This window comes from Pseudoalteromonas sp. SMS1, from assembly GCF_021530565.1.
In the GTDB taxonomy this organism is placed as follows: domain Bacteria; phylum Pseudomonadota; class Gammaproteobacteria; order Enterobacterales; family Alteromonadaceae; genus Pseudoalteromonas.
On record NZ_JAKGBI010000021.1, the window covers coordinates 1 to 23,488 of the forward strand.

18 protein-coding genes and 4 tRNA genes are annotated in these 23,488 nt (G+C 45.6%); 10 read left to right on the forward strand and 12 right to left on the reverse strand.

The features are described 5' to 3' along the window. The 8 genes from L1286_RS19505 to murB form a co-directional block, all read right to left on the reverse strand. Window positions 1–99: GTP-binding protein (locus L1286_RS19505; RefSeq protein WP_235408380.1), on the reverse strand; the 99-nt coding region annotated here is incomplete at its 3' end. A 139-nt stretch (window positions 100–238) separates the two neighbouring features. Then, window positions 239–314, reverse strand: a tRNA-Thr gene (locus L1286_RS19510). A gap of 12 nt (window positions 315–326) precedes the next feature. Further along, window positions 327–401, reverse strand: a tRNA-Gly gene (locus tag L1286_RS19515). 45 nt (window positions 402–446) lie between these two features. Beyond that, window positions 447–531 (reverse strand) — tRNA-Tyr (locus tag L1286_RS19520). Between the two features lie 42 nt (window positions 532–573). Continuing rightward, window positions 574–649 (reverse strand) — tRNA-Thr (locus L1286_RS19525). Between the two features lie 117 nt (window positions 650–766). Next, window positions 767–1,480 (reverse strand): type III pantothenate kinase, encoded by a 714-nt coding sequence (locus L1286_RS19530; protein WP_235408691.1) that lies wholly within the window; start codon window positions 1,478–1,480, stop codon window positions 767–769. Next, on the reverse strand, window positions 1,480–2,475 hold the full coding sequence (gene birA / locus L1286_RS19535) for a bifunctional biotin--[acetyl-CoA-carboxylase] ligase/biotin operon repressor BirA (RefSeq protein WP_235408692.1): 996 nt from the start codon (window positions 2,473–2,475) through the stop codon (window positions 1,480–1,482). Before birA ends, L1286_RS19530 begins: the two co-directional genes overlap by 1 nt. Next, window positions 2,468–3,478, reverse strand: a complete 1,011-nt coding sequence (murB, locus tag L1286_RS19540; protein ID WP_235408693.1) for a UDP-N-acetylmuramate dehydrogenase — start codon at window positions 3,476–3,478, stop codon at window positions 2,468–2,470. Before murB ends, birA begins: the two co-directional genes overlap by 8 nt. A gap of 131 nt (window positions 3,479–3,609) precedes the next feature. On the opposite strand from murB, the gene L1286_RS19545 reads away from it, so the two are divergent. Then, a complete protein-coding gene (locus L1286_RS19545; protein ID WP_235408694.1) occupies window positions 3,610–5,454 on the forward strand; it encodes a M1 family metallopeptidase in 1,845 nt (614 codons plus the stop codon). A gap of 57 nt (window positions 5,455–5,511) precedes the next feature. Here L1286_RS19545 and L1286_RS19550 read toward each other — a convergent pair whose 3' ends face one another. Next, window positions 5,512–6,099 (reverse strand): DUF2057 domain-containing protein, encoded by a 588-nt coding sequence (locus tag L1286_RS19550; protein ID WP_235408695.1) that lies wholly within the window; start codon window positions 6,097–6,099, stop codon window positions 5,512–5,514. 155 nt (window positions 6,100–6,254) lie between these two features. Between L1286_RS19550 and L1286_RS19555 the strand changes: the two genes are divergently transcribed. The 5 genes from L1286_RS19555 to L1286_RS19575 all read left to right on the forward strand — a co-directional run bounded on the left by L1286_RS19555 (window position 6,255) and on the right by L1286_RS19575 (window position 17,165). After that, on the forward strand, window positions 6,255–6,626 hold the full coding sequence (locus L1286_RS19555; RefSeq protein WP_063371468.1) for a histidine triad nucleotide-binding protein: 372 nt from the start codon (window positions 6,255–6,257) through the stop codon (window positions 6,624–6,626). 227 nt (window positions 6,627–6,853) lie between these two features. Next, complete coding sequence (locus L1286_RS19560) at window positions 6,854–7,510, forward strand: helix-turn-helix transcriptional regulator (protein WP_039611367.1); 657 nt, start codon at window positions 6,854–6,856, stop codon at window positions 7,508–7,510. A gap of 176 nt (window positions 7,511–7,686) precedes the next feature. Further along, the gene (locus L1286_RS19565; RefSeq protein WP_235408696.1) at window positions 7,687–9,846 is read left to right on the forward strand and encodes an ATP-binding protein; all 2,160 of its coding nucleotides are present in this window, start codon (window positions 7,687–7,689) and stop codon (window positions 9,844–9,846) included. Window positions 9,847–10,148: 302 nt separating this feature from the next. Further along, window positions 10,149–13,472, forward strand: coding sequence for an amidohydrolase family protein (locus L1286_RS19570; protein WP_235408697.1), 3,324 nt, complete (start codon window positions 10,149–10,151; stop codon window positions 13,470–13,472). A 381-nt stretch (window positions 13,473–13,853) separates the two neighbouring features. Further along, window positions 13,854–17,165: a methyl-accepting chemotaxis protein gene (locus L1286_RS19575; protein ID WP_235408698.1), complete on the forward strand. Its 3,312-nt coding sequence runs from the start codon at window positions 13,854–13,856 to the stop codon at window positions 17,163–17,165. Window positions 17,166–17,208: 43 nt separating this feature from the next. On the opposite strand, the gene L1286_RS19580 is transcribed toward L1286_RS19575, so the two are convergent. Together L1286_RS19580 and L1286_RS19585 are read right to left on the reverse strand one after the other, a co-directional pair. After that, window positions 17,209–17,997 (reverse strand): nitrilase-related carbon-nitrogen hydrolase, encoded by a 789-nt coding sequence (locus L1286_RS19580; protein ID WP_235408699.1) that lies wholly within the window; start codon window positions 17,995–17,997, stop codon window positions 17,209–17,211. After that, the gene (locus L1286_RS19585; protein WP_235408700.1) at window positions 17,985–19,124 is read right to left on the reverse strand and encodes a methionine aminotransferase; all 1,140 of its coding nucleotides are present in this window, start codon (window positions 19,122–19,124) and stop codon (window positions 17,985–17,987) included. Before L1286_RS19585 ends, L1286_RS19580 begins: the two co-directional genes overlap by 13 nt. Window positions 19,125–19,220: 96 nt before the next feature. On the opposite strand from L1286_RS19585, the gene L1286_RS19590 reads away from it, so the two are divergent. From L1286_RS19590 to L1286_RS19600, 3 genes are read left to right on the forward strand one after another with little or no spacing between them, the layout of a single operon-like run. Further along, a complete protein-coding gene (locus L1286_RS19590; RefSeq protein ID WP_235408701.1) occupies window positions 19,221–19,838 on the forward strand; it encodes a methylthioribulose 1-phosphate dehydratase in 618 nt (205 codons plus the stop codon). Next, on the forward strand, window positions 19,835–20,518 hold the full coding sequence (mtnC, locus tag L1286_RS19595; protein WP_235408702.1) for an acireductone synthase: 684 nt from the start codon (window positions 19,835–19,837) through the stop codon (window positions 20,516–20,518). The genes L1286_RS19590 and mtnC overlap by 4 nt, the downstream gene beginning before the upstream one ends. Then, window positions 20,519–21,061, forward strand: a complete 543-nt coding sequence (locus tag L1286_RS19600) for a 1,2-dihydroxy-3-keto-5-methylthiopentene dioxygenase (protein ID WP_235408703.1) — start codon at window positions 20,519–20,521, stop codon at window positions 21,059–21,061. It abuts the gene before it with no gap. A gap of 60 nt (window positions 21,062–21,121) precedes the next feature. On the opposite strand, the gene mtnA is transcribed toward L1286_RS19600, so the two are convergent. Then, on the reverse strand, window positions 21,122–22,129 hold the full coding sequence (gene mtnA / locus L1286_RS19605) for an S-methyl-5-thioribose-1-phosphate isomerase (RefSeq protein ID WP_235408704.1): 1,008 nt from the start codon (window positions 22,127–22,129) through the stop codon (window positions 21,122–21,124). Between the two features lie 132 nt (window positions 22,130–22,261). Here mtnA and mtnK point away from each other — a divergent pair, with 132 nt between their 5' ends. Further along, the gene (mtnK, locus tag L1286_RS19610) at window positions 22,262–23,464 is read left to right on the forward strand and encodes an S-methyl-5-thioribose kinase (protein WP_235408705.1); all 1,203 of its coding nucleotides are present in this window, start codon (window positions 22,262–22,264) and stop codon (window positions 23,462–23,464) included. The last annotated feature ends 24 nt before the right edge of the window (window positions 23,465–23,488 follow it).

Here is a 23,488-nt window from a genome sequence, read left to right on the forward strand (position 1 = left end):
AGTGATTGCTGCTGTTAGAGTTGTTTTACCGTGGTCAACGTGGCCAATTGTACCTACGTTTACGTGCGGTTTCGAACGTTCAAACTTTTCTTTTGCCATGACGGAACCTATAAGTTTTTGTGTATCTAGATTACATATAAAAATAATCCACGCGCGCGCGCGGGGACTATGTTTATTCTTTACAATTATAAATGTTTTTGTGACAAATCAAAGGAAGTATTTGGGAAGATCCGGAGACTGGTGCTGATAGGCAGATTTGAACTGCCGACCTCACCCTTACCAAGGGTGCGCTCTACCAACTGAGCTATATCAGCACACCAGAAATCTGGAGCGGGCAGCGGGAATCGAACCCGCATCATCAGCTTGGAAGGCTGAGGTAATAGCCATTATACGATGCCCGCTTTAAGAACCTGTTCTTAACTACCTCAGAACCGTCAAGAATAAAGTGGTGGAGGGAGCTGGATTCGAACCAGCGAAGGCTGAGCCGTCAGATTTACAGTCTGATCCCTTTGGCCGCTCGGGAACCCCTCCACATAAAAATTCTTTTCTAAAGCGTGTTCTAAATCATGAAAATGGTGCCGACTATCCGAGTCGAACGGATGACCTACTGATTACAAGTCAGTTGCTCTACCAACTGAGCTAAGTCGGCACTGCTTTAGTACGGGGCGAGATATTAGAGCAACCGCTGGCACTATGCAACAGTTATATTAAAAAAAATCACAATTTATTGTTTAAATGCTCATATTTACAGCAAAGCTTTCATTAATTAAGCATTTTGATGGTATTTGCGCCAAAAAACCAACCCTTGCATCACCAAATCATCAAAGTAGATGCCTGAACAATCAAGGTGTTGTTGAATAAGCTCGCCGTAGCCACCCGCAAAAACAAGTTGTATTGGCTGTGCCTTTGACGATTGCTGCATGTCATCAAAAGCTCGTTGTGCCAGTGCCACAGTCGCACTCAGTGCCGCATTCTTTACCGCATTGGGGGTGTTTTTACCAAGCGTCGTATCAAATTGAGTTTGCGCATCACTAAACACTCTTTGGGTATTGGCCACCAAACTATCTATCATCATATCTAGACCTGGTAGAATCCATCCGCCTTGATGCTGACCTGAAGCACACAACACATCAATCTTCGTAGCCGTGCCTGAATCAACGATAAGGCACGCTGTCTCAGGAAACAAATAATGGCTTGCCACGACAGTAAGCCAACGATCAATCCCCAAATTTTGGTACTCTGGATACGCGCACACAAGATCACCTAACGTTGCTGTCACATGAGCATAAAAGTAAGGAACGTCATGGGCTTTCGCATTTTCTAATATTGGCGCAAGATCATCGTTTTTACCGACTTGGGCTATCAGCACTTCCGAGATATCTTGCCAAGGGATGCTTTCCTCAGTCGTGAGTGTTATCTGACCACGATATTCCGTCGCCACTTTCACTGCGGTGTTACCGACATCAATCAGTAAACGCATTATCCCTCCTTACGCAGTGAGATCTCACCGCCATAATACGACTTACATTCACCATCTTGGCGCAGTACAATCCCACCTTGTGTATCAATCCCTTCGCAAACGCCTCGCCATTGTCGCTGGCCCGTACTCAAGCACACGACTTGATTGCGAAACGCATTGAGTTCATTCCATTGTGTGACCATGTCAGCCAAGCCATTGCGTTGATACATGGACAAGCGCTTTTGCAAACACAGTGTCAGTACTACAGCTAGCTGGTTTTTATCTATGTTTGCAACATGCTGACTCAAGTCCGTCCAAGCTTGATCTATCTGCTGCGCGGCACCCGCTGGCATTGCCACATTGAGGCCAATGCCTATCACCAAATGACAAGGGCCTTCCATTTGTCCGTCTAATTCTACGAGGATCCCTGCCAGCTTTTGTTCACGAATGTAGATGTCGTTTGGCCACTTTAATTGTACATCTAAGTCATATAACGCTTGCAGTGCATCATACACCGCCAATCCGACAGCAATGGAAACCCCCATTGCCGCCTGCATTCCCTCTTCAAAGCGCCAATAGTAGCTGTAATACAAATTGGCACCAAAGGGAGATTGCCACTGTCGACCACGACGGCCACGCCCCGCTTGCTGCATTTCAGCCACCAACGCCTGCCCTGAGTGCATCGAATTATCGGGTGCTTGAATGCGACGCATCAATTCACTATTGGTGGAGTCGATAATAGGATGTACTTCTATGTAACAAGGCTGGTCGCTTAATGCCTGCCATACAGGTAAAATTTTACTTTGATCAAGCAATGGTAAACTATGGTTCAATCGGTACCCTTTTCCCGTCACTTTAAAGATATCGATGCCCATTTCTTGCAGTGATTTAATATGTTTAGACACCGCAGCACGGCTGATCCCTAACCTTTCACCTAACGTCTGCCCAGATATAAAGTGATCACGACTCAGCGCGCTCAATATTGCAAGCTTATTGCCTGTGGGTGCCTTAACCATGCTCTACTCCTTTTGAAAGCTCACCATTGCGGCCAATTAGTCGTACTTCCGGACTCAGTTCAACGGCAAATTTTGCCAATACCGTTGCCTGAATATGTTCAATCATTGTCAATAAATCACGCCCCGTGCCCTGGCCATCATTTACCAGCACCAAAGCTTGCTTGTCATATACGCGTATGCCACCAATACGGTGGCTTTTTAAGCCCGCCCGCTCAATCAACCAACCAGCCGCTAGCTTTTCTTTGTTATCACTCACGGGATAAGTTGGTATGCCTTCGTAACGTGCACGCAGCTCACTTGCCAATGCTCGACTTACAACTGGATTTTTAAAAAAGCTGCCCGCATTAGCACACTGCGCCGGATCTGGTAATTTACTGCGGCGGATCTGCATAACTCGATTAGCCACTTGTTGTGCATTCACCTCCCTCCCAATGAGATCACGAAGCGGCCCATAGTCAAGCACGGGTCGCCATTGTTTTGGGAGCTTAAGTACAACTTCTGTGATGATAAAGCGGCCATACAATGCCTGTTTAAATACCGAGTCACGGTAACCAAATTCGCAGGCCGATTTATCCAAAGTGATAAATGACTGTGTCTCTAGGTGATACCCTGTCAAGTGTGAGAATACATCCGCTAATTCGACGCCATAAGCCCCAATGTTCTGCACCGGTGCGGCACCGACCGTGCCGGGGATCAAGGCTAAATTCTCTAATCCGCCAATGCCCATATCGAGTAGTTTAAGCACCATCGGATGCCAACTTTCTCCCGCAGCAACACGAATTTGGTAGTGCGAGTCTTGTTCGGAAACCGTAATACCGCGGTTCGCCAACTGTATCACCGTCCCCTCAAAATCATTCAAGAAAACACTGTTACTCCCTTCTCCAAGAATGAAAAAGGGCGCATTAAAATCAATTGATTGTAATTGCTCTGACGCAGTTACACGCACTAATTTTTGACAGTGCGTGGGAAGAGCAAATGTATGTAATGACTGCAAAGACTGCACAGGTTGCGCCTATCATGAATACTGACTATTTGCGGTAGTTTACCTGATTGCGACCGCCAACGCATCTGAGTAGCTTTTGTACATGGAAGTGGTATAACAGAGGCCACTCTCAATCATGAGCAAGGATAAAAATGAAACTCTCAGCCTTAACTTTTGGCCTCGCCATTGCGGGCCTCTCTCACACGGTTATGGCGGCTAAGGCCGTCGACGAGCATACCTATTCAAATCTTAACGATGTGATAAGTACACACCTACACCTCGATTTAGATATCGACTTCGAAGACAAGCAGCTCGAAGGGTTCGTCGAGCATACGTTACAATGGCAAAACAAACAGGCACGTGCATTGGTGCTAGACACCCGTGATCTTGAAATTGACCGAGTCATGTATCAAAGCAAAGACGGCCAATGGCATCGAGCAGACTTCTCATTGGCACCACGTAACGGCGTGAAAGGAGCCAAACTCACCATCACATTTAAACAGCAAGCGAAAAAAGCCCGTATTTATTACAACAGCTTGCCGCAAGCATCCGGGTTACAGTGGCTAACACCAGTGCAAACGGCCAGCAAAACGCACCCGTTTATGTACAGCCAATCTCAGGCAATTCATGCCAGAAGCTGGATCCCTGTGCAAGACACACCAGCTATGCGTACCACCTACACCGCGCGTATTCAAACACCTAAAGACGTGCGTGCAGTCATGAGTGCGGATAATTCAGAAGCCTTTGTTAAAGACGGCGACTATTGGTTCGACATGCCACAAGCGATACCACCATATTTGATCGCAATTGGCGCAGGCAACTTAGAATATAAAGAAATGTCCCACCAGACCGCGATTTTTGCTGAACCCCAAATCCTTGATGCATCGGTTGCTGAGTTTAATGATACCCAAGCGATGATAGACAAAACCAATGCAATGTACGGTGAATATGCGTGGGGCCGATATGACTTGCTAATGTTGCCACCTAGCTTCCCATTTGGTGGTATGGAAAATCCTCGTTTGTCATTTATTACGCCAACGGTTGTGGCCGGTGATAAGAGTTTGGTTAATCTCATCGCCCACGAATTAGCACACTCTTGGTCGGGTAACTTAGTCACGAATGCCACATGGGAAGATCTGTGGTTGAATGAAGGCTTCACCTCCTATGTGGAAAACCGCATTATGGAAGAAGTGTTTGGCCGCGACCGCGCGGTGATGGAGCAAGCGCTTGATGCCGCGGGTTTACGCGCACAGCTGACAAAAATTCCTGAGCCGGATACCCGCTTAAACTTAAAGCTCAATGGCCGTGACCCTGATGATGCTTTTAGTAAAGTGCCTTACATAAAAGGTCAGCTATTTTTAATTTATTTAGAAGAAAAATTTGGCCGTGAACAATTTGATATTTTTGTGAAAGGCTATTTTGATGCCTATGCATTTAAATCACTGACAACAGGAGAGTTTGTTAAGTATTTAGATCAGCATTTATTACAAAAGCACCCGGGGATTGTGTCACTGGAGAAAGCCAAAGAATGGATCTATCAACCAGGCCTTCCTGCTGATGCCCCCACCCCTACCTCAGATGCATTTAACCAAGTAGATAGTCACACACAGGCGTGGTTGAGTGGGAGTAAGCAGCTAAACACCCTGCCGACAAAAAGCTGGACTGTGCACGAGTGGCTGCACTTTCTAAACAACCTACCAAGAGATCTCTCACTGGAAAATATGGCGGCATTGGATAAGGCATTCAATCTCACCAATTCAACCAATGCAGAATTGGCGTTTGCATGGTATATGCTGGCAGTTGGGAATGGCTATGAAGCAATATACTCGGCGCTAGACAAGCATCTGACAGGGATCGGCCGTCGTAAGCTGATAGTACCGCTTTACAAGGCACTGGTGGAATATGACAAGCGTGATTGGGCATATCGTGTCTATCAGAATGCACGCCCAGGGTATCACCCTTTGGCACAAGGGACGATTGACGCAATCTTTAAATAAAGGGCACCGACCTACTCGCTTGAGCATCAGCGCTGCTCAAGCGATGCTGTTAACAAATCAGTGATCTGTGCTTTTAATAGACGCCAAAAAGGCAGCACGCTGTGCTGGGCTAGCTTGCTGCCACCAAAATTCTAACATCGCCATGGCATCGGGTTTGCCAGCGGTCGGAGCGGGTTTCACGTCGTTCATCGATCCGACAGGCGGGGTGGAGATGGCCACTTTCATGAGGGCTGCGGGCTTCACAGCATGCTCTTTTAAACGCGTTGCATTTACCGCCTCACCTTGACGTGCCTCAAACCAAATCGTCGGTGATTTTGCAAAACGACGGGCGTGCTCAACATCATCAATGGCCTCAAAGCGCACTTGGTAATCTTCAGCATGCAATGTTACTTCGACCCAAAATGGGGCAGAGTCAACAACTTCATGTTCGTCATAATCTAACTCGAATAAGTCAGAGTATTTCACTTTGATACGATGCGTACCTGCGGGTAAGTCTAAAGTGCGAACTTTGTTAAAAAAAGAATGCTCAATCTCCTTGTCGTTTACTTGCAAAGGAAGCAATTCTTCTGGGAAATTAACTTCCCCTGAAACAGAAATACCACTAAAAAGTGCTACTAAAACGCCAAATATACTAATTTTCTTCATATTTCCTCTTTATTTGCTTGCTACCTTTGTCAATGCAGGTATTTGTGCCAAATTCAGTTACAATTATGAATGTATGCTAATTGTAATTTCCCTTGTATCTTGTTACGTCCACGCTATGCTGAACAGCTAAACTAACGTATATAAGGAAAAAAGTAATGAGCCAAGAGACGATTTTTACGAAAATAATTAATCGCGAGATACCTGCAGACATCGTGTACGAAGATGAAAAGGCACTTGCTTTTAAAGATATAAACCCACAAGCACCTTTTCATGTATTGGTTATTCCAAAACAGCCGATCGCGACAATAAACGACGTAAATGAAGAAAATGCACACTTAGTTGGGCATTTACACTTGGTTGCAGCTAAACTTGCCAAAGAGCACGGATTCGCTGAAAACGGTTACCGCGTGGTCATGAATTGCAACAATGATGGCGGACAAACTGTGTACCACATTCACTTACATGTTTTAGCTGGGCTTGAAATGGGTTGGCCTCCGTACCAAAGTAGGAAAAAAGTAGTATCTTAAATTATTCTTTGTTAAAAAATGTAATTGACTAAGCTATTACTCTATAGAAATAAATTCTCCTACTAATCAACGAGTTGAGTTTTTCACAATCTAATTCTGTTTACAAAACGGTCAATCGTGCCACACTTTGTACTGTAAACATTGTTTTATTGATGAAATTTCTAATACAAAAGGTCTGAACCACGTGATAGCATTGCGTAATCAGACAGAATGAGAGTGTTTTTCAAATGAGCAGTACTGCATTTTTATTGCTAGATAAAGAGCCTATCAATACGATAGGAATAAACGTTTTACAGCCACTCCTGAAAACTCAGGGGTTAGACGTAATCACAGGAACTGATATCTCCGAAGTACCAGAAGATACTCGGTTGCTTTTTATTGAGACAGCAGTCAATGATGCATGGGGTAAACTCAAAGAGCAGTTGGTAAACCTAAAGGTCAGTTGTGATATTGTGCTGTTCAATTTAGATGAAAATCCGGAATTGGCTAATCGCGCGCTATTGAGCGGTATTCGGGGCGTGTTTTATACCACTGACAATGCGGATGTATTGATGAAAGGCATTCGTCTATTGATGGAAGATCAACTGTGGTATCGCCGTGAGATCATGTGTAACGCGTTAAATCGCATGTTGCAATTCAACAAAGACGCATTGCACAAACTCACCGAAGGTGACATCGAACCGGTTAAACTCACAAAACGTGAAAAAGCAATTATCTCGTTAATGAGTAAAGGTGCGAAAAACAAAGAAATTGCTGAAGATCTAAACATCAGCCCACATACGGTAAAAACGCATTTATATAGCGCATTTCGCAAAACAAAATGCCGTAACCGTATTGAGCTTTTGTCTTGGGCACAGCAAAATATTCCTGACGAAATTCGATAAGTACATCAGGTACACTACTCTTCGTAATTCTGTGAAAAAGCATGTGTAAGCATGCTTTTTTTGTATGCTACGCATCTATATACCTAGCAACTCTCATTATTTTCTGGTTCCTCAGCTTTACTGACTTGAGCCTTCGCTCTATCCTAGGTACGTCTATTAATTGTTAACGTAGCCTTATGTTGGACCACAAAACCCTGTACGTAGCCAGTGCAGCGATGACCGCAATGATGACGCTCATCAACTATTTGACCTGGCGAGCAAACAAGAATACGCCCGGCGTATTACTGTATATCTTTTACCCGCTTGTGTTGTTTGCAGCCATATCGATGTTTGCTTTGCACAGCTTTCTCTCTCAGTGGCAGACCATTGGCATCGCTAACACCCTACTCTTTCTTGCCTCCATCATACATTGTTGGGCTATCAGCCAATTTTTGGGTCAGCGAGGTCTAGAGTTTCGACTTTATTTATTTGCCACCCTCTTTTTGCTGTCTGCATTAATCTACTATGCCGTGGTAGATGACAGCTTACGACAGCGCATTCTGATCTCCGACCTACAGCATATCGTCGAAGCGATCCTCCTGAGTTACTATTTTATTCGCTATGCAAGACCACTCTATCCAAATGGCAGTATTGTGTACCTCATTGTTTTAGGGTTTGTATTTACCGCTTTTATTGGCCGAACCGTATTTATGGGCCATGTGGACTCCGTCACCCTGTTCGATGATCCGTGGTTTTCTATCGCCATCTTTTTTAATGGAGTACTGGCACCAATTTTCTATGCAACAGGCATGGCACTGCTGTGCAACGAACGCCGAGAACTCAACTTAAATAAATTAACTGAAAAAGCACAAAAGGATTTAGAGATCAGAGGGTTATTTTTATCGACCATTAGCCATGAGATTCGTACTCCGCTCAACGGTATTTTAGGCAGCGCGCAATTGGTGCTTAATCGCAGCCATGATCAATCTAGTAAAGCTTACTGCGAAGCAATCATTAACTCGGCTGAGTCCCTAAACCTACTCATTGACAAAGTACTCGACTACGCGAGTTTAGACCAAAGTGATGAAGTCTTATCATCTGAAGACGTTGAATTAAAAAGCTGGCTGGACAACTTGTGTTTGCTGATGAGCCCGCTTGCAGAACAAAAGAAACTTACGTTTTCTTTGGTATACGACCTGCCTGATCAAGTTTGTTATTACTGCGACCAACAAAAGCTGCGGCAAATCTTACTTAACTTGGTTGGCAATGCCATTAAATTCACTGACAAAGGAGAGGTCAAACTGTGTGTCGAATTGCTCGAAGAAGCCAATATGTCTCACATTGTGCGCTTCAGCGTCGTTGATTCAGGGCCTGGTATTGAAGAAGAGGACATCGATAAACTGACCGAACCATATGTACAAAGCAACGCGGGGAAAACCAAAGGCGGTACGGGGCTTGGATTGGCTATTACAGCAAGATTATTAAGCAAGTTAGGAAGCCAGCTAGAAATTCTCAGTGAACTGGGTAAAGGCAGCTCATTTAGTTTTGATGTCAGCTTGCCTGTCGGAGAGCTAAGCTTGGTCGAACAACGTCACCACAACCCTGAATATCCCACGGGGTTATCGGTGCTCTTGGTTGAGGACCTTGACCTCAACCGTAAAATTGCCATTGAATTTATGGCCACTGACGAGCACAAGATTAAGCTTGCCTATGATGGCACCAGTGCCATTGAACATCTTAAAGAACATGTTTTCGACGTCGTGTTATTAGATATGAACTTACCTGATTTTACGGGACAAGAAGTCTTGAGGCATCTGCAAACCGTCGAACATAAAAATAAACGCACCCCGTTTTTGGCTTTCACCGCCAGTTTAAGCCCAGAAGAGATCAAAGAGTACCTCTCTTTGGGGATAAAAGATGTCGTCGGTAAGCCCATTAAACAAGAAAAACTTCGCCAAGCGATCAGTGACTCACAAAAAGCACAAAAACCGGATATGCGTGTTGAGTTATGCGATACCTTATACGATGACACCGCGGTCAACTCACTGAAAAGCGGCTTTAGTGAAGACGAAGTCTCCTCGATTTATAACGAATTTGTTCTCTCGGCACGCAACAAACTGATTCACATTCAGCAACTGCTTAATGAAGATGAACAACAGTGTATTAAGTCTCTTCACCGCCAGGCCAGCACCGCACTGCAATTAGGTTTTAATCGCTATGGACTGGCCCTGAAGAAAATTGAACGCCGTCTATTAGACGGGAAGCAATGCGACGATGACCTCACACAAGCAATGGCCTTGTGGCAAAAAAGTTTAGAAGCGTATTTACAATTTGTCAGACAACAAACACTGAGCTAACCAAATGGTGTCTAGGCTGTTGTGAAGGGCCTTTTTTCACAGCAGCTTTCTACCCACAACCACATCACGCAAAAGTAAAATGATCGACCTAAAGTGCATCAATTTGCGCGCGCTACGTCAATTTGTATTAAAAGCACACAAAATCACCCTGTTTGATGACAGTTTTATCGTCATTTAGTCGACTTTGGTAAAAAATTTCGCCATTCTACCCGAGCAAGAAAGCGAATAGCTCACAACAAGACAAGTAATCAAAACACAGCCTCAGACTGTGACTTGACTAAGACAACACATAGGAATACACCATGGCATTATTTAAATCCCCTATCGCCATTGCGATAGGTGCGGCTTTGATCGGGCTAAGTAACCCAAGCATCGCAGCACCAGCTGGCGCTCAGAATGACACTGCTAACTGGGACGTGCTAAACCCTCCAGGCGAAAAACAGACCATTACCATTGATACTAACGAAACCACGTGGAGTAACTTAGACGTTAGCCCTGATGGCAAACAAGTTATTTTTGATATGTTAGGTGATTTATATGTCATGCCTATTGCAGGTGGCAAAGCCACGGCATTGACCAACGATCGCGCTTGGAACTTCCAACCCAAGTTCTCTCCAGATGGTAAACACATTGCCTTTATCTCCGACCGAGCAGGTGCTGAAAACCTATGGGTAATGGATGTTAACGGCGAAAATTTACGCCAAGTTTCGGATGAGACTCACAATTTGATCCACAACCCATCTTGGTCTCCGGATGGTCAATATATTGCGGTTAAACAAGGCCAAGTGACAGGTCGTACGATCCCAGGGGGGTCAATCCGCATGTATCACATCTCTGGTGGTCAAGGAGTACTAGTTCGTGAAAGGCTACATGGTGCCAAATCACAGAAAAACGTCGCTGAACCCGTTTTTTCGACAGACGGTAAAAAAATCTATTACTCCGTAGATGCAACACCTGGTGTACGCTGGCAATACAACAAAAACGCATTAACTTCAGTATTTGAGATCCGTTCTTGGGACCTTGCAACAGGTGAAGAAGAAACCGTGATCCGAGGTGCCGGTGGTGCAATCCGCCCGACGCCAAGCCCAGATGGTAAATCACTGGCGTTTGTAAAACGTGAAGACAATGGCAAAGCCATGATCAGTGCTCTATATATCAAAGACTTAAAGTCTGGTATCGAAACACAAATCTTCTCCGGACTCGATCGCGATTTACAAGAGGCAAACGGTGCACAAGGTAACACCCCTGCATTTGCATACACGCCCGATGGCAAAGCCTTGGTATTCTGGTCTGGTGGTGTGTTCCACAAAGTTGACATTGAGAGCAAGCAAGCACATGTGATCCCTACACGCGTAGTTGCTGAAAAAGAGATCACGCCCGCGCTGAAGTTTGCAGTAGACGTGGCACCGGATAACTTTAAAGTAAAGCTAGCACGCTGGTCACAAATTTCCCCTGACGGCGAAACCGCGCTATTCCAAGCGCTCGGTCACCTTTACGTGAAGGACATTGCGTCTGGTGAAGTACGCCGTGTAACAAAACAAAATGAACATTTTGAGTTCTACCCAAGTTATTCTCGCGATGGTAAACAGATTGTCTACACAACTTGGGACGACCAAGAGTTGGGGAGTATTCGTGTTGTTTCTGCCAAAGGCGGTAAGGGTCGTATCATCAGCGAAGAACCGGGCCACTACACCTCGCCAAGCTTCTCACCGGATGGTAAAAAAGTAGTGTATAAGAAAGTCACGGGGGGTTACTTGCTCAGTGGCGATTGGTCAATGCACCCAGGCATTTATTTGGTTGATAGCAAAGGCGGCGAAGCCAAGCGTATCGCTAAAAGTGGTGATAACCCACACTTTGGTGCAGACCCAACACGTGTATTTTTCTCCGTTGAGAGCAGTGAAACTAGCCGTGAACTAAAGAGTGTTGACCTCAATGGCCACGAAGAACGTAGCCACTTCAAAGGCGAGTACATCTTTGACTACCGAGTTTCTCCAGATGGTGATTATGTGGCGTTTATTGAACACTTCAACACATTCGTTGCACCATTTACCAGCACAGGTAAGACATTGTCGATTAATAAAGGTGGCAAAGCATTCCCTGTCAAACAAGTATCAAAATACTCTGGCGCATTCCTGAACTGGAAAGCAGACAGCAGCGCACTGACTTGGGCATTTGGTCCTAATTTATATCAACGAAAGCTCACAGACACCTTCTCGTTTGTAGACAATGCCTCAGAAAACTTAGATACATTGACTGCGGAAGGCATCGACCTGAGTTTTGAACAACCTGCTGACAAACCAAAAGGCCTATTAGCCTTAGTTGGCGGTAAAGTCGTGACCATGCGTGATGCTGACAATCAACAAGAGATCTTCGAAGATGGCGTGGTTGTGATTGAAGACAATCGTATTATTGCCGTGGGCGCACGCAGTGATGTGAAAATCCCAAGCTCTGCCAAAGTCATGGATATCACAGGCAAAACCGTGATTCCAGGCTTGGTTGATGCGCACGCACACGGTAGCTACGGTAGCCGCCAGCTGCAACCTGAGCAAAACTGGAATCAATTCTCTAACGTCAGCTTTGGTGTGACAACCATTCACGATCCGTCAAACGACTCAAACGAAGTCTTCTCAATGGCTGAGCTACAACGTGCCGGCTTAACGATTGCACCACGTATTTACTCAGTCGGTCGCATCTTATACGCTGGTCATGCACCGGGTTATAAAACACCTATCAGCAACCTTGAAGATGCCCAATTCCATGTTAAGCGTCTGAAAGATGCGGGGGCGATTTCTGTTAAGAGCTACAACCACCCACGCCGTGATACACGCCAACAGGTACTTGAAGCAGCAAAACAAATGGAAATCATGGTCGTGCCAGAAGGCGGCTCAAAATTCCAGCAAAACATGAATATGATCATCGATGGTCACACAGGCCTTGAGCACGCGTTACCTATTCCGCATATCTACTCAGACGTGACACAAATGTGGAGCCAAACAAACGCAGGCTTCACCCCTACGTTTAACGTTGCCTACGGTGGTATTAAAGGTGAGGACTATTTCTATAACACGACCAACGTGTGGGAAAACGAGCGCCTAATGAGCTTCGTACCTGAATATGTTGTTAAGCCAATGTCGATTCGTCGTGAAAAAGCACCAGAGCACCACTACAACCATATCAATGCTGCAGTTTCGGCGAAGCAATTGCGAGACAAAGGTGTCACAGTGCATATTGGTGCACACGGTCAACGTGAAGGCCTCGGTGCGCATTGGGAATTGTGGTCCATGGCGCAAGGTGGCTTCAGTGCATGGGAAGCATTACGCAGTGGGACAATTGACGGTGCAAAATATCTCGCACTAGACAACGACATCGGCACAATCGAAAAAGGCAAGCTGGCTGACTTAGTGATTATTGATGGCGACGTATTAAACGACATTCGCGAGTCTGAGAAAGTGGCCTATACGATTCTAAACGGTCGTGTTTATGACGCAGCGACCATGAATGAAATCGGCAATTACACTCGTCAACGTCAACCTTTCTTCTTTGAGGGGGGCAGTAAAACACCAATGCACCCAGACACCGAAGCCTATATGGAAGAAAAAGCACATAGCTATCACTGGAAACACTAATAGCATGTCATTTTTGCATTAATTAGGAAGCAGCATTCGCTGCTTCTTTTTTTGGTAATTGTCGTTTAAATGACTTAACTTACTCTCAAACTTGCAGGTTCTCTGCTTTCTCCTTCAAGATTAAAAAACACCTTGTAATTCAATCGTTACAAGAACTCAGATTCCCCTATTTTTTGTACAGTTAATTGAAATTGAAACGCTAGATCTTATTGAGAAGTGTTCTAAACTTGAATCAGATCTGCACAATTATTCGCCTTTTCTCAGCGCCCACACGCGCTGAAGATAGTCGTTAAGGCTGCGCAGTAATAAGTGGACAGAGCAATGTAGCAAGCACAGCAACACGCTTTTTTAACCAAGGAAAATAGGATCAGGGAGACCACTATGTCTAGTCTCAGCCAGTTCTTTAAATCGCTTGATTTAACCAAAAAACTCATGGCCGCTTTTTTATTGGTAGCCCTCATTCCAACTACAACCATCATTGCCTTCTCACTGATACAAGCATCAAGCACGATAAGTGATCAGGTATACTCACAGCTGGGGGCGGTGAGTAAAGTTAAAAAAAGGGCGGTACAAAGGCACTTTAAAAGTGTAGAAGACAAGTTGCAGTCGTTAGCGATCAATCCCTATGTAATCACCGCCAGTCAAGACTTTCTCGACGCGTTTGACGAACTTCAGGCAACCGATACCAACTCGCAAAGTCTCGAAACATTTTATCAGCAACAGTTTCAACCCCGCTTTGCTGACAAAACAAACAACACAATTTCAGTGTCTTCCTTGTTAGCACCACTCACACCGCAAAGTATCGAGCTACAAACTCGTTACTTAGCAGATAACCCACATCCACTGGGCGAAAAGGTGGCGTTAAAGAAAACTGGCCATTTAGATAGGTACGACATCGTCCACCAGCGGCACCATGAGTTTTTCCATAAAATCGCAGAAGTGTACGAGCTCTATGATATTTTTCTCGTAGACAATTACACTGGCAATATTGTTTATTCCGTATTCAAGGAGGTTGACTTTGCTACGTCATTAAAAGACGGGCCATATGCCAATAGCAATATCGCAAACGCCTTTACAGAGGCGCTCATTCAACAAGATGAAGTCATTTTTGCCGATTATGAGCCCTATTTACCGTCGTACAATGCCCCGGCCAGCTTTATTGCCATCACCTTAGATTTTGATGGTATCTCACAAGCCACATTGATTTTTCAGCTTTCAATCGATGCACTCAATGAAATTATGACGGAACGCCATGGCCTTGGACACAGCGGTGAAACTTATTTAGTCGGCCCGGAAGGCCTTATGCGCTCGGACTCGTTCTTAGACCCCATTCACCACTCCGTCGTCGCTTCATTTTCAAACCCAGAAAAAGGGACAATCAGTACCGAGGCGTTCCAACTCGCGATGCAAGGATTGCAGGGACAAAAAGTGGTCACTGACTACAATGGCAACCCGGTCTTATCAGCTTACAGTGGTATGGATGTGTTTAATGTCCGCTGGGCATTGCTGGCCGAAATCGATGAATCGGAAGCTTTTTCGACCGTCAGCGCACTGCGACAAACCATGGCCATCGTTATGGTGATCAGTGCCGTGCTCATCATATTAATCGCCATTTGGTTCTCGCGCTCGCTCACGCGCCCCGTCCATAGCTTGGTGAACACTATGCGCGAAGTACAAACAAAAGGAGACTTTTCACTGCGGGCCAAGGTGTGCTCTCAAGATGAAATAGGACAAAGCGCTCAGGCTTTTAACTCATTACTTGATGCGCTACAGCTATCCATTTCAGAGGCAAATAGAGTCCTCAATCAAATGGCAAAGGGTAAGTTTTGTGACCGCATAAGTGCACCTTGCAAGGGCGAACTGGCTACCTTAAAAGAGGCTACTAACGAATGTGCCACCAGTTTACAAACCGCATTAAAAGAAATTAACTTGGTGATTCAATCTATGGCCCAAGGGCGGTTCAATCAACATATCACCGCCGATTTAAGCGGTGAATTGGATCTTCTCAAAAACAACATAAATCACTCGGTCATCTCCATTGATGACACCATGAACGACATCATCACGGTGATGACCTGCGTCGAACAGGGTGAATTTAAACAGCAAGTTCAGGTAGACGCCAAAGGCAACTTAGCGCGCTTAAAAGACAGCGTTAATAATTCAGTGCTTAGCCTGAGCGGGGCAGTAGACGAGCTCAGTCATACAATGGGGGCAATCCGAAGTGGTGATTTCTCCAAGCGCATAGAATTGCCTTTGTCGGGCCAGCTAGAACAGCTCAAAGTGGATACCAATCGTAGTATGGATAACCTTGAAGCCATCATAAAAGCCATTGGTGGTACCATGACCGCGGTGAGTGAAGGCAACTTTAAACACCCCATCACAGTGCCCGCCAAAGGGCAATTAGCGCAGTTAAAGTCCAGTATTAATTTGTCAGTTGATAGCCTAGATAAAGCAATGAGCGAAATCTCGTCGGTGATGATGGCCATCAGTCACGGACGCTTCGATAGAACCATCAACTCACCGCTCCAAGGCCAACTGGCCACCCTTAAAAATGACATCAACAATACAGTGAATAATCTCAATCGGGTCATTGAAGAATTAGCCAGTGTGATGGCTGCAATGAGCAGTGGTGATTTCTCGCAAAAAATCGACTCGCCATTGCAAGGACAGTTGCTTCAATTGAAAAAGGATGTGAATACCTCAATTGATACCATTTCAAATGCCATCCATGCCGTCACATCTAGCCTCAGCGCCATTGCAAAAGGTAATCTCTGTGAATCCATTGAAGGTCAATATCAAGGGGTTTTTGCGACACTACAGCAAGACGTCAGTATCACCACACATAAACTAACGGAGGTGATTGAAGGGATCCAAAATGCGGCAAACCTTGTCACGCACAGCGCAGGGGAGATTGCAGCGAGCAATACAGAAATAAGTCGCAGAACGGAGGAACAGGCCTCCAATTTGGAACAAGCCAGTGCTAGTACAGGCCATATGCTTGAAGAGCTAACGTTAGTGGCCGAGCAATCGGAAACTGCGGTAAATAAATCAGGCAATGCGCAAACTATTGCAAAAGAAGGCGGTACCCTATCTAAGGATACCGTCAACGCGATTAATGAAGTGAACACCGCTAGCAAGGATATTAATGAGATTGTTTCTGTAATTGATGAATTGGCATTTCAAACGAATCTGTTAGCGCTCAACGCTGCCGTTGAAGCCGCTCGCGCGGGCGAAAATGGTCGTGGCTTTGCCGTTGTTGCGAACGAAGTTAGGGAGCTTGCGGGTCGCAGTGCAGCGTCCGCCAAGCAAATTAAAGACATCATCGCCAACAGCAATGACAAAGTTCAGCAAGGGACGACGCTAGCAAATAGCTCGGGACAAAAGCTCGAACACATCGTCTCAGCAGTGGCCGATGTCAATGACAATATCGTGAGTATTAACCGCTCAACCCTGACACAACAACAGGCCATCAAAGAAGTCGATATTGTGGTACAAAGACTCACCGACCTGATCCAAGAAAACTCCGCCATAACAGAAGAAACGATGGCCGCGGCCAAACGTATGGCCACGCAAGCAGCAGAAATGAGACAATTATTAGGCTACTTTACACTGCCGGAGCAAGAGCATGATGACGGGGCATTGCGCTCAACGGGCGGCCAAGAGCTGTTGGTACACCAATATAATACCCCATAAAAAGGGGACACCTTAGGCGCAAACTATGCGCTTAAGGTGTCTGTTAGGGTACGAGCTGAAAATGGTCGGCATCTAAATGAGCTGGAAACTGGCTTCTAAACGCATCTAATGGGGGCTTAGACAGCGTCACGGTAATGACGCCCATCTGGTCATCTGGCACTTGCGAAATCGGTTGTCCCAGATAATCGATAGCCACCGTGCCACCATTATGCGCAATACCATATCCATCATCACCGAGGCGATTACCCGCCAACACGTAACATTGGTTTTCGATGGCGCGTGCACGCAATAAGGTATCCCAAGCATAGCGACGTGCAGCGGGCCAATTTGCCACATTAACCATCACATCATAGTCGTTTCTGTTACGCTGAAATACAGGGAACCTCAAGTCGTAGCAAACTTGTGGTAAAATTTTAAATTCACCGATTTCAATCACTTTGCGTTGTGTGCCCTCGACAACGTAGCGGCCTTCATTCCCGAGACAAAATAAATGCCGTTTATCATAGTATTCTACGCGGGCGATGTCGGCACCTTCTGTTGCAGGCCAACACCAATAGAAACGATTGGCTTTTTTATCCCCTTCAGGTACCAATACCGATCCCGCCACAATGCATTGATGTCGCTTTGCCAACCGCTGCATAAATGCCAGCGCATCATTGGCAAATGGCGCGGTCTCTTCTTTTAAGGCAAAGCCCGTTGCAAACGTTTCGGGCAACAGCAATAAGTCACATTGCACCAGATCAGATGTCAAACGCTCAATCGTCGTAAAATTGTCTTCTGGTGCCAACCATGCAATATCATATTGCACCAAGCTCACGGTTAAAGTTGACATAATTTCTCCGCCGCCGTTAGCAAGGTGCCCTGCTCTTTGGCAAAACATAAGCGGATCACTTTGTCTTCATTTGGCGACGCATAAAATACGCTCAATGGGATCGCTGCGACGCCATGCGCTTCTACTAAATACCGACAAAATGCAACGTCATCCAAATCAGAGATAGCACTATAATCAAGCAGCAAGAAATAGGTACCTTCACTGGGTAAAATTTTAAAGCGGCTGGGCGTTAACGCCGTCACTAATACATCACGTTTTTGTTGATAAAAGTCAGCCAACTCATCCACGTGTTGTGGTTCATACTTAAGCATTTCTGCGAGTGCCAGTTGCGCCGGTGTAAAGCTAGAGAAGTTCACAAACTGATGGATTTTTCTAAACTCTTGCGCAAGTTCTGAAGGCGCAACACAATACCCCATTTTCCAACCCGTACAATGGAAGGTTTTGCCAAAACTAGATATAACAAAACTGCGCTTTAGCAGCTCTGCATCACGCAATACGCTCAAGTGTGATTGACCATCAAAAGTGATATGCTCATACACCTCGTCACTAATAACGTATAGGTCATGTTGTGCAACTAACGCTTTTAACGCGTCAAAATCAGCATGTTTCAAGGTTTTTGCGCTGGGGTTATGGGGTGTATTGATGATAATGGCACGGGTTTTAGCGGTAATTTTATCCGCGACAATTTGCCAATTAATTGCATAGTCAGGTGCATAAAGCGGAATATGAACCGTTTTACCACCAGCCAGTTCCACAGCAGGACGATAGGAATCATAAGCTGGATCAAAGACGATGACTTCATCATTAGGGCGTACCAAGGCTTGAATCGCCACAAACAATGCTTCTGTTGCCCCTGCTGTCACTGTCACTTGCTGTGATGCATCGATCGTCTGATGATATCTTCGCGCAATTAACGCTGCGACTTCCTCTTGCAAAGGCGCAACACCCGGTGATGGGGCATATTGATTATGTCCAGCCGTGCTGTACTCGGCCAAAGCAGCTTTAAGTCGATTGGGCGCATCAAACTCTGGGAAGCCTTGAGATAGATTTAGGGCATTGTGGGCATTTGCAAGGCCCGTCATCTGACTAAAAATACTTGTACCAACACTCGGTAATTTACTTTCCATCCTATGTCTCTTTTGGTTATGGCGTAGGCGTTAAAGCGATGCTATCATTGCCTTAAATAGAAGTATAGCCGTCCAAACCTTTTGGGTAGATCGAACATGCAAACAAAGGCAGCAAAACAAGCGCTCATTGATGCTGGTCGCTGGGTGAGCCAACAAGGCTGGGTCCCAGCAACTGGCGGTAATTTCTCCATTAAAACAGATAATGGATTTGTGGTCACGGCGAGTGGCTTTGACAAAGGACAGTTAACACCAGAGCAATTCCTAGAGTTAGATCAGTGTGGCACTATCCGCTCTGGCGATGGGAAGCCATCAGCAGAAACCGCGTTGCATCTGAAACTGTATGAACTACAGCCAAGTTCAGGCTGCATCTTACACACTCACTCTGTTGCTGCCACCGTACTTTCTCGCTTTATCACCGCAGATCGCTTCGAGGTAAGTGGGTATGAGATGCAAAAGTCTCTGGCAGGCATTCAAAGCCACTTAGATACTCTGTCGATCGCTATTTTTGACAATGATCAGGATATTCCCGCTTTGGCACAGCGTGTTGCTGAACATCATCAAAAAGATCCTGTCCGTCACGGCGTATTAATCCGTGGCCACGGGTTATATGCATTGGGTCGTAGCGTATTCGAGACAAGACGTCATATCGAAGGACTCGAGTTTTTATTTGCCTGTGAACTAGAAAGAATAAAATTAGAAGGGGCAACGAAATGATCAGAGCCATTTTAACCGATATTGAGGGTACCATTACCCGTATCTCCTTTGTTAAAGATGTACTGTTTCCATATGCAGCCAAACATTTACCGGAATTTGTGCGTCAAAATGAACATAACGAACTGGTTAAAAGCCAACTCGATGCGGTTCGTCAGGAAATTGACCACCCCTCGGCAAACATTGACACCATCATAGCTCGCTTGCTGTCTTGGATAGAAGACGATTTAAAGATCACACCTTTAAAGCAGCTACAGGGACTGATCTGGCAAACAGGCTATCAACAAGGTGATTTTACCGGACATATTTATCCGGATGCATACCAATATCTGAAACAGCAACAACAGGCGGGTAAGGCGCTTTATGTCTACTCCTCGGGATCTGTCAAAGCGCAGCAATTATTGTTTGCCCATTCGGATTACGGGGATATCCGCCCACTCTTCACGGGTTATTTTGATACCAAAGTCGGACCCAAAAAGTCGTGCTCATCATATCAAAATATCGTCAACCAGCTGCCTTTCGCGCCTCATGAGATCCTCTTTTTGAGTGACATTGTCGAAGAATTAGATGCCGCCAAGCAAGCAGGGTTACAGACTTTACAGTTGTGGCGCGATAATCAAACACAAAGTCAGCATCACCCATTTATCGTCAGTTTTGAGCAGTTTGATAGTGAGAAAATATAAATGAGTCAACTACATATCTACCATCATCACCAACCCGAAGTACGGCTGCTTGAGTGCAGTGATCCTGCACTCATTGCCGCTGAATTGGCAGCGGTAGGTGTCCACTTTGAGCAATGGCAAACGACAAGAGAATTGGCACCAAATGCGTTAGATTCAGAAATTTTGCAGGCTTACAACAATGACATCATCCGTCTTAAACAACTTGGTGGATACCAAACTGTGGATGTGATCGCGCTGCAAAAAGGTAATCCCAATGCCGCCAGTTTAAGAGAGAAGTTTCTATTTGAGCATACGCACAGCGAGGATGAGGTACGCTTTTTTGTCGCAGGACAAGGCTTATTCTGTCTGCATATTCAAGATAAAGTGTTTCAAGTACTTTGCCAACAAGGTGATTTGATTTCAGTGCCACAAAATACACCACACTGGTTTGATATGGGCAGCGATCCAGAGTTTACAGCCATACGTTTGTTCAATAACACCGAAGGCTGGATTGCCACAGAAACAGGGTCTGATATCGCCACTCAGTTTCCTTTACTAGATTGACCTGTAGCGCCGATATGCATACGTCACTGCACGACATACTGGCGTATGCATCATTGAAAATTAAATCGTTGCAAAATTCGGCTCGTGATAGATCCCGCTATCAAATACCCAAGCGGTGACCAGACTCGCAGGCGTCACGTCAAATGCCGGATTGAACACTGGGGTATTTTCAGGTGCCCATTGGCACTCGCCAAAACTGCCACTGACGCCTGTTACCTCAGTATGACTGCGTTGCTCGATTTCAATATCTGCACCGTGTGCACACGTTGCATCAAATGTGGTTCTGGGTGCGACGACATAAAATGGAATGTCATGATAGTGCGCCAAGACGGCTAAATTATAAGTGCCTACTTTATTCGCAAAGTCGCCATTTGCTGCAATGCGATCGGCACCTACAAACACCTTATCTACCTTACCCGCCGCCATTAAGGCAGCCGCCATATTGTCACAAAGCACAGTGTAAGGAATTTGCCAACGCGCCAGCTCGTAGGCTGTCAAGCGCCCGCCTTGCAGCAAAGGCCGCGTCTCATCCACCCATACATGAAGGTGGCTCAGTTGCTGTGCAGCTGTGTATATCACACCCAACGCGGTACCGACTCCAGCCGTTGCAAGCGCACCTGTATTGCAGTGAGTAAGAATGTTGTCGCCCTCGTCCACCAAGGCAACGCCATGCTCACCAATGCGCTGGCATAACGTCACATCTTCCTCAAACAATTGTTCAGCACGGTGCACAATGGCCGCTACATACTGCGTTTGTCGTAATGCTTGCCTCAAAGTATCCATGCAATGCTTTAAGTTAACTGCCGTTGGACGCGTCGCTTCCAATGCATTAATGGCCTCACCAAGTGCCTGCTTATTCGCCCCCTGTTCCGCCAAATACGCCACCAGTAACGTCGCCGCTAATCCAATGAGCGGTGCACCTCGAACTTGTAAGTTATTGATAAGATTTTGCATGCTCGCAACGTCTTCACAAGTATGCCAAACCTCTTGGTGCGGCAATAAGTATTGGTCTAGTACACGTACTTTACCTGCTTGGAATTTAAGACTGGCAGCAATCAGCTCTTTCATATTTCTTACTTACATCTCAATAATGAATCATGACACTCGACCATTCTACATAAAGATCTAAAGATGTATAGACATCTAAACGCTTAAAAATATAGAATGCTAAAAACAATGGTAATTTTTAGGTAAATAACAGTGAGCAAATACGCCGCCTTTGATAATGAAACCGCGCTCGATTACATCAAATCGCTTGGGCAGTTCTTTGCTGAAGATGCGCAGTTATCCTGCTATGAATTTGGAGATGGCAACCTAAACTTAGTGTTTAGAATTGAAGATCAGGCCAATAACAGCATCATTTTAAAACAAGCACTTCCCTATGCCAGGTGCGTTGGTGAAAGCTGGCCATTGACCCTAGACAGAGCACGTATCGAAGCGCTGGTATTGCAACAACACGGCAGTGTTTGCCCAGCGCATACTGCCAGCGTGTTACACCATGACAGCAACCTTGCGGTTACAATTTTAGAAGATTTAGGCCATCTGGCTATTTTGCGAAGCGAGCTCATCGCTGGCCGCACCTTTGATAACCTAGGTTATGATGTTGCCAATTACCTTGCCACTACCAGTTTTTATCATTCTGATTTTTACCTCGACCCACAAGAGAAAAAAGCGCAGGTCCAAACTTTTACGAACCCTGAGCTGTGCGCCATCACAGAGGATTTATTCTTTGATGATCCCTATCGAGATTGTGAGCGCAATAACTTTCCAAGCGCACTGACTGAGCAGGTCATGCAATTGCGACAAAATAAGGCGCTGCTCTGTGTCGTCGCACGCTTGAAAGCAAAGTTCTTGTCTTCACCGCAAACGCTATTGCATGGCGATGTGCATACGGGGAGTATTTTTGTCGGTGCAAAACAGACTAAACTGATCGATCCAGAGTTTGGATTTTTCGGACCAATTGGCTTTGACATTGGCTCGTTTATTGGGAATTTATTACTCAATTACTGCGCGCAAAATGGTCGCGTCAAAGAGCCCCCTAAGCGTCGAGACCTGCACTCATATTTGCTCAATACCATTTCTACTTGTTTGCAACAGTTCGAGCAACAATGGCACACACTGTCGCAAAAACACACCCGAGACCACGCACTGCAGGCAGCCGGGTACATTGACTCATTTTTGCAAGAAGTATTGCAAGACGCGATGGGGTATTGTGGTGCTGAGCTAGTACGCCGTACTATTGGCCTAGCGCATGTTGCAGACATCGCTGACATAGCGGACGAATCACAGCGTCTACTCGTGCAAAAGCAAACATTGCAACTTGGCGAACAGCTAATCCTAAACGCCAAGAGTTGCCGTTCAACAGATGACTTTTACCAGCTCATCATCAGCTTTGTACATTAAGTAAAAAGCCGCTTGAAGCGGCTT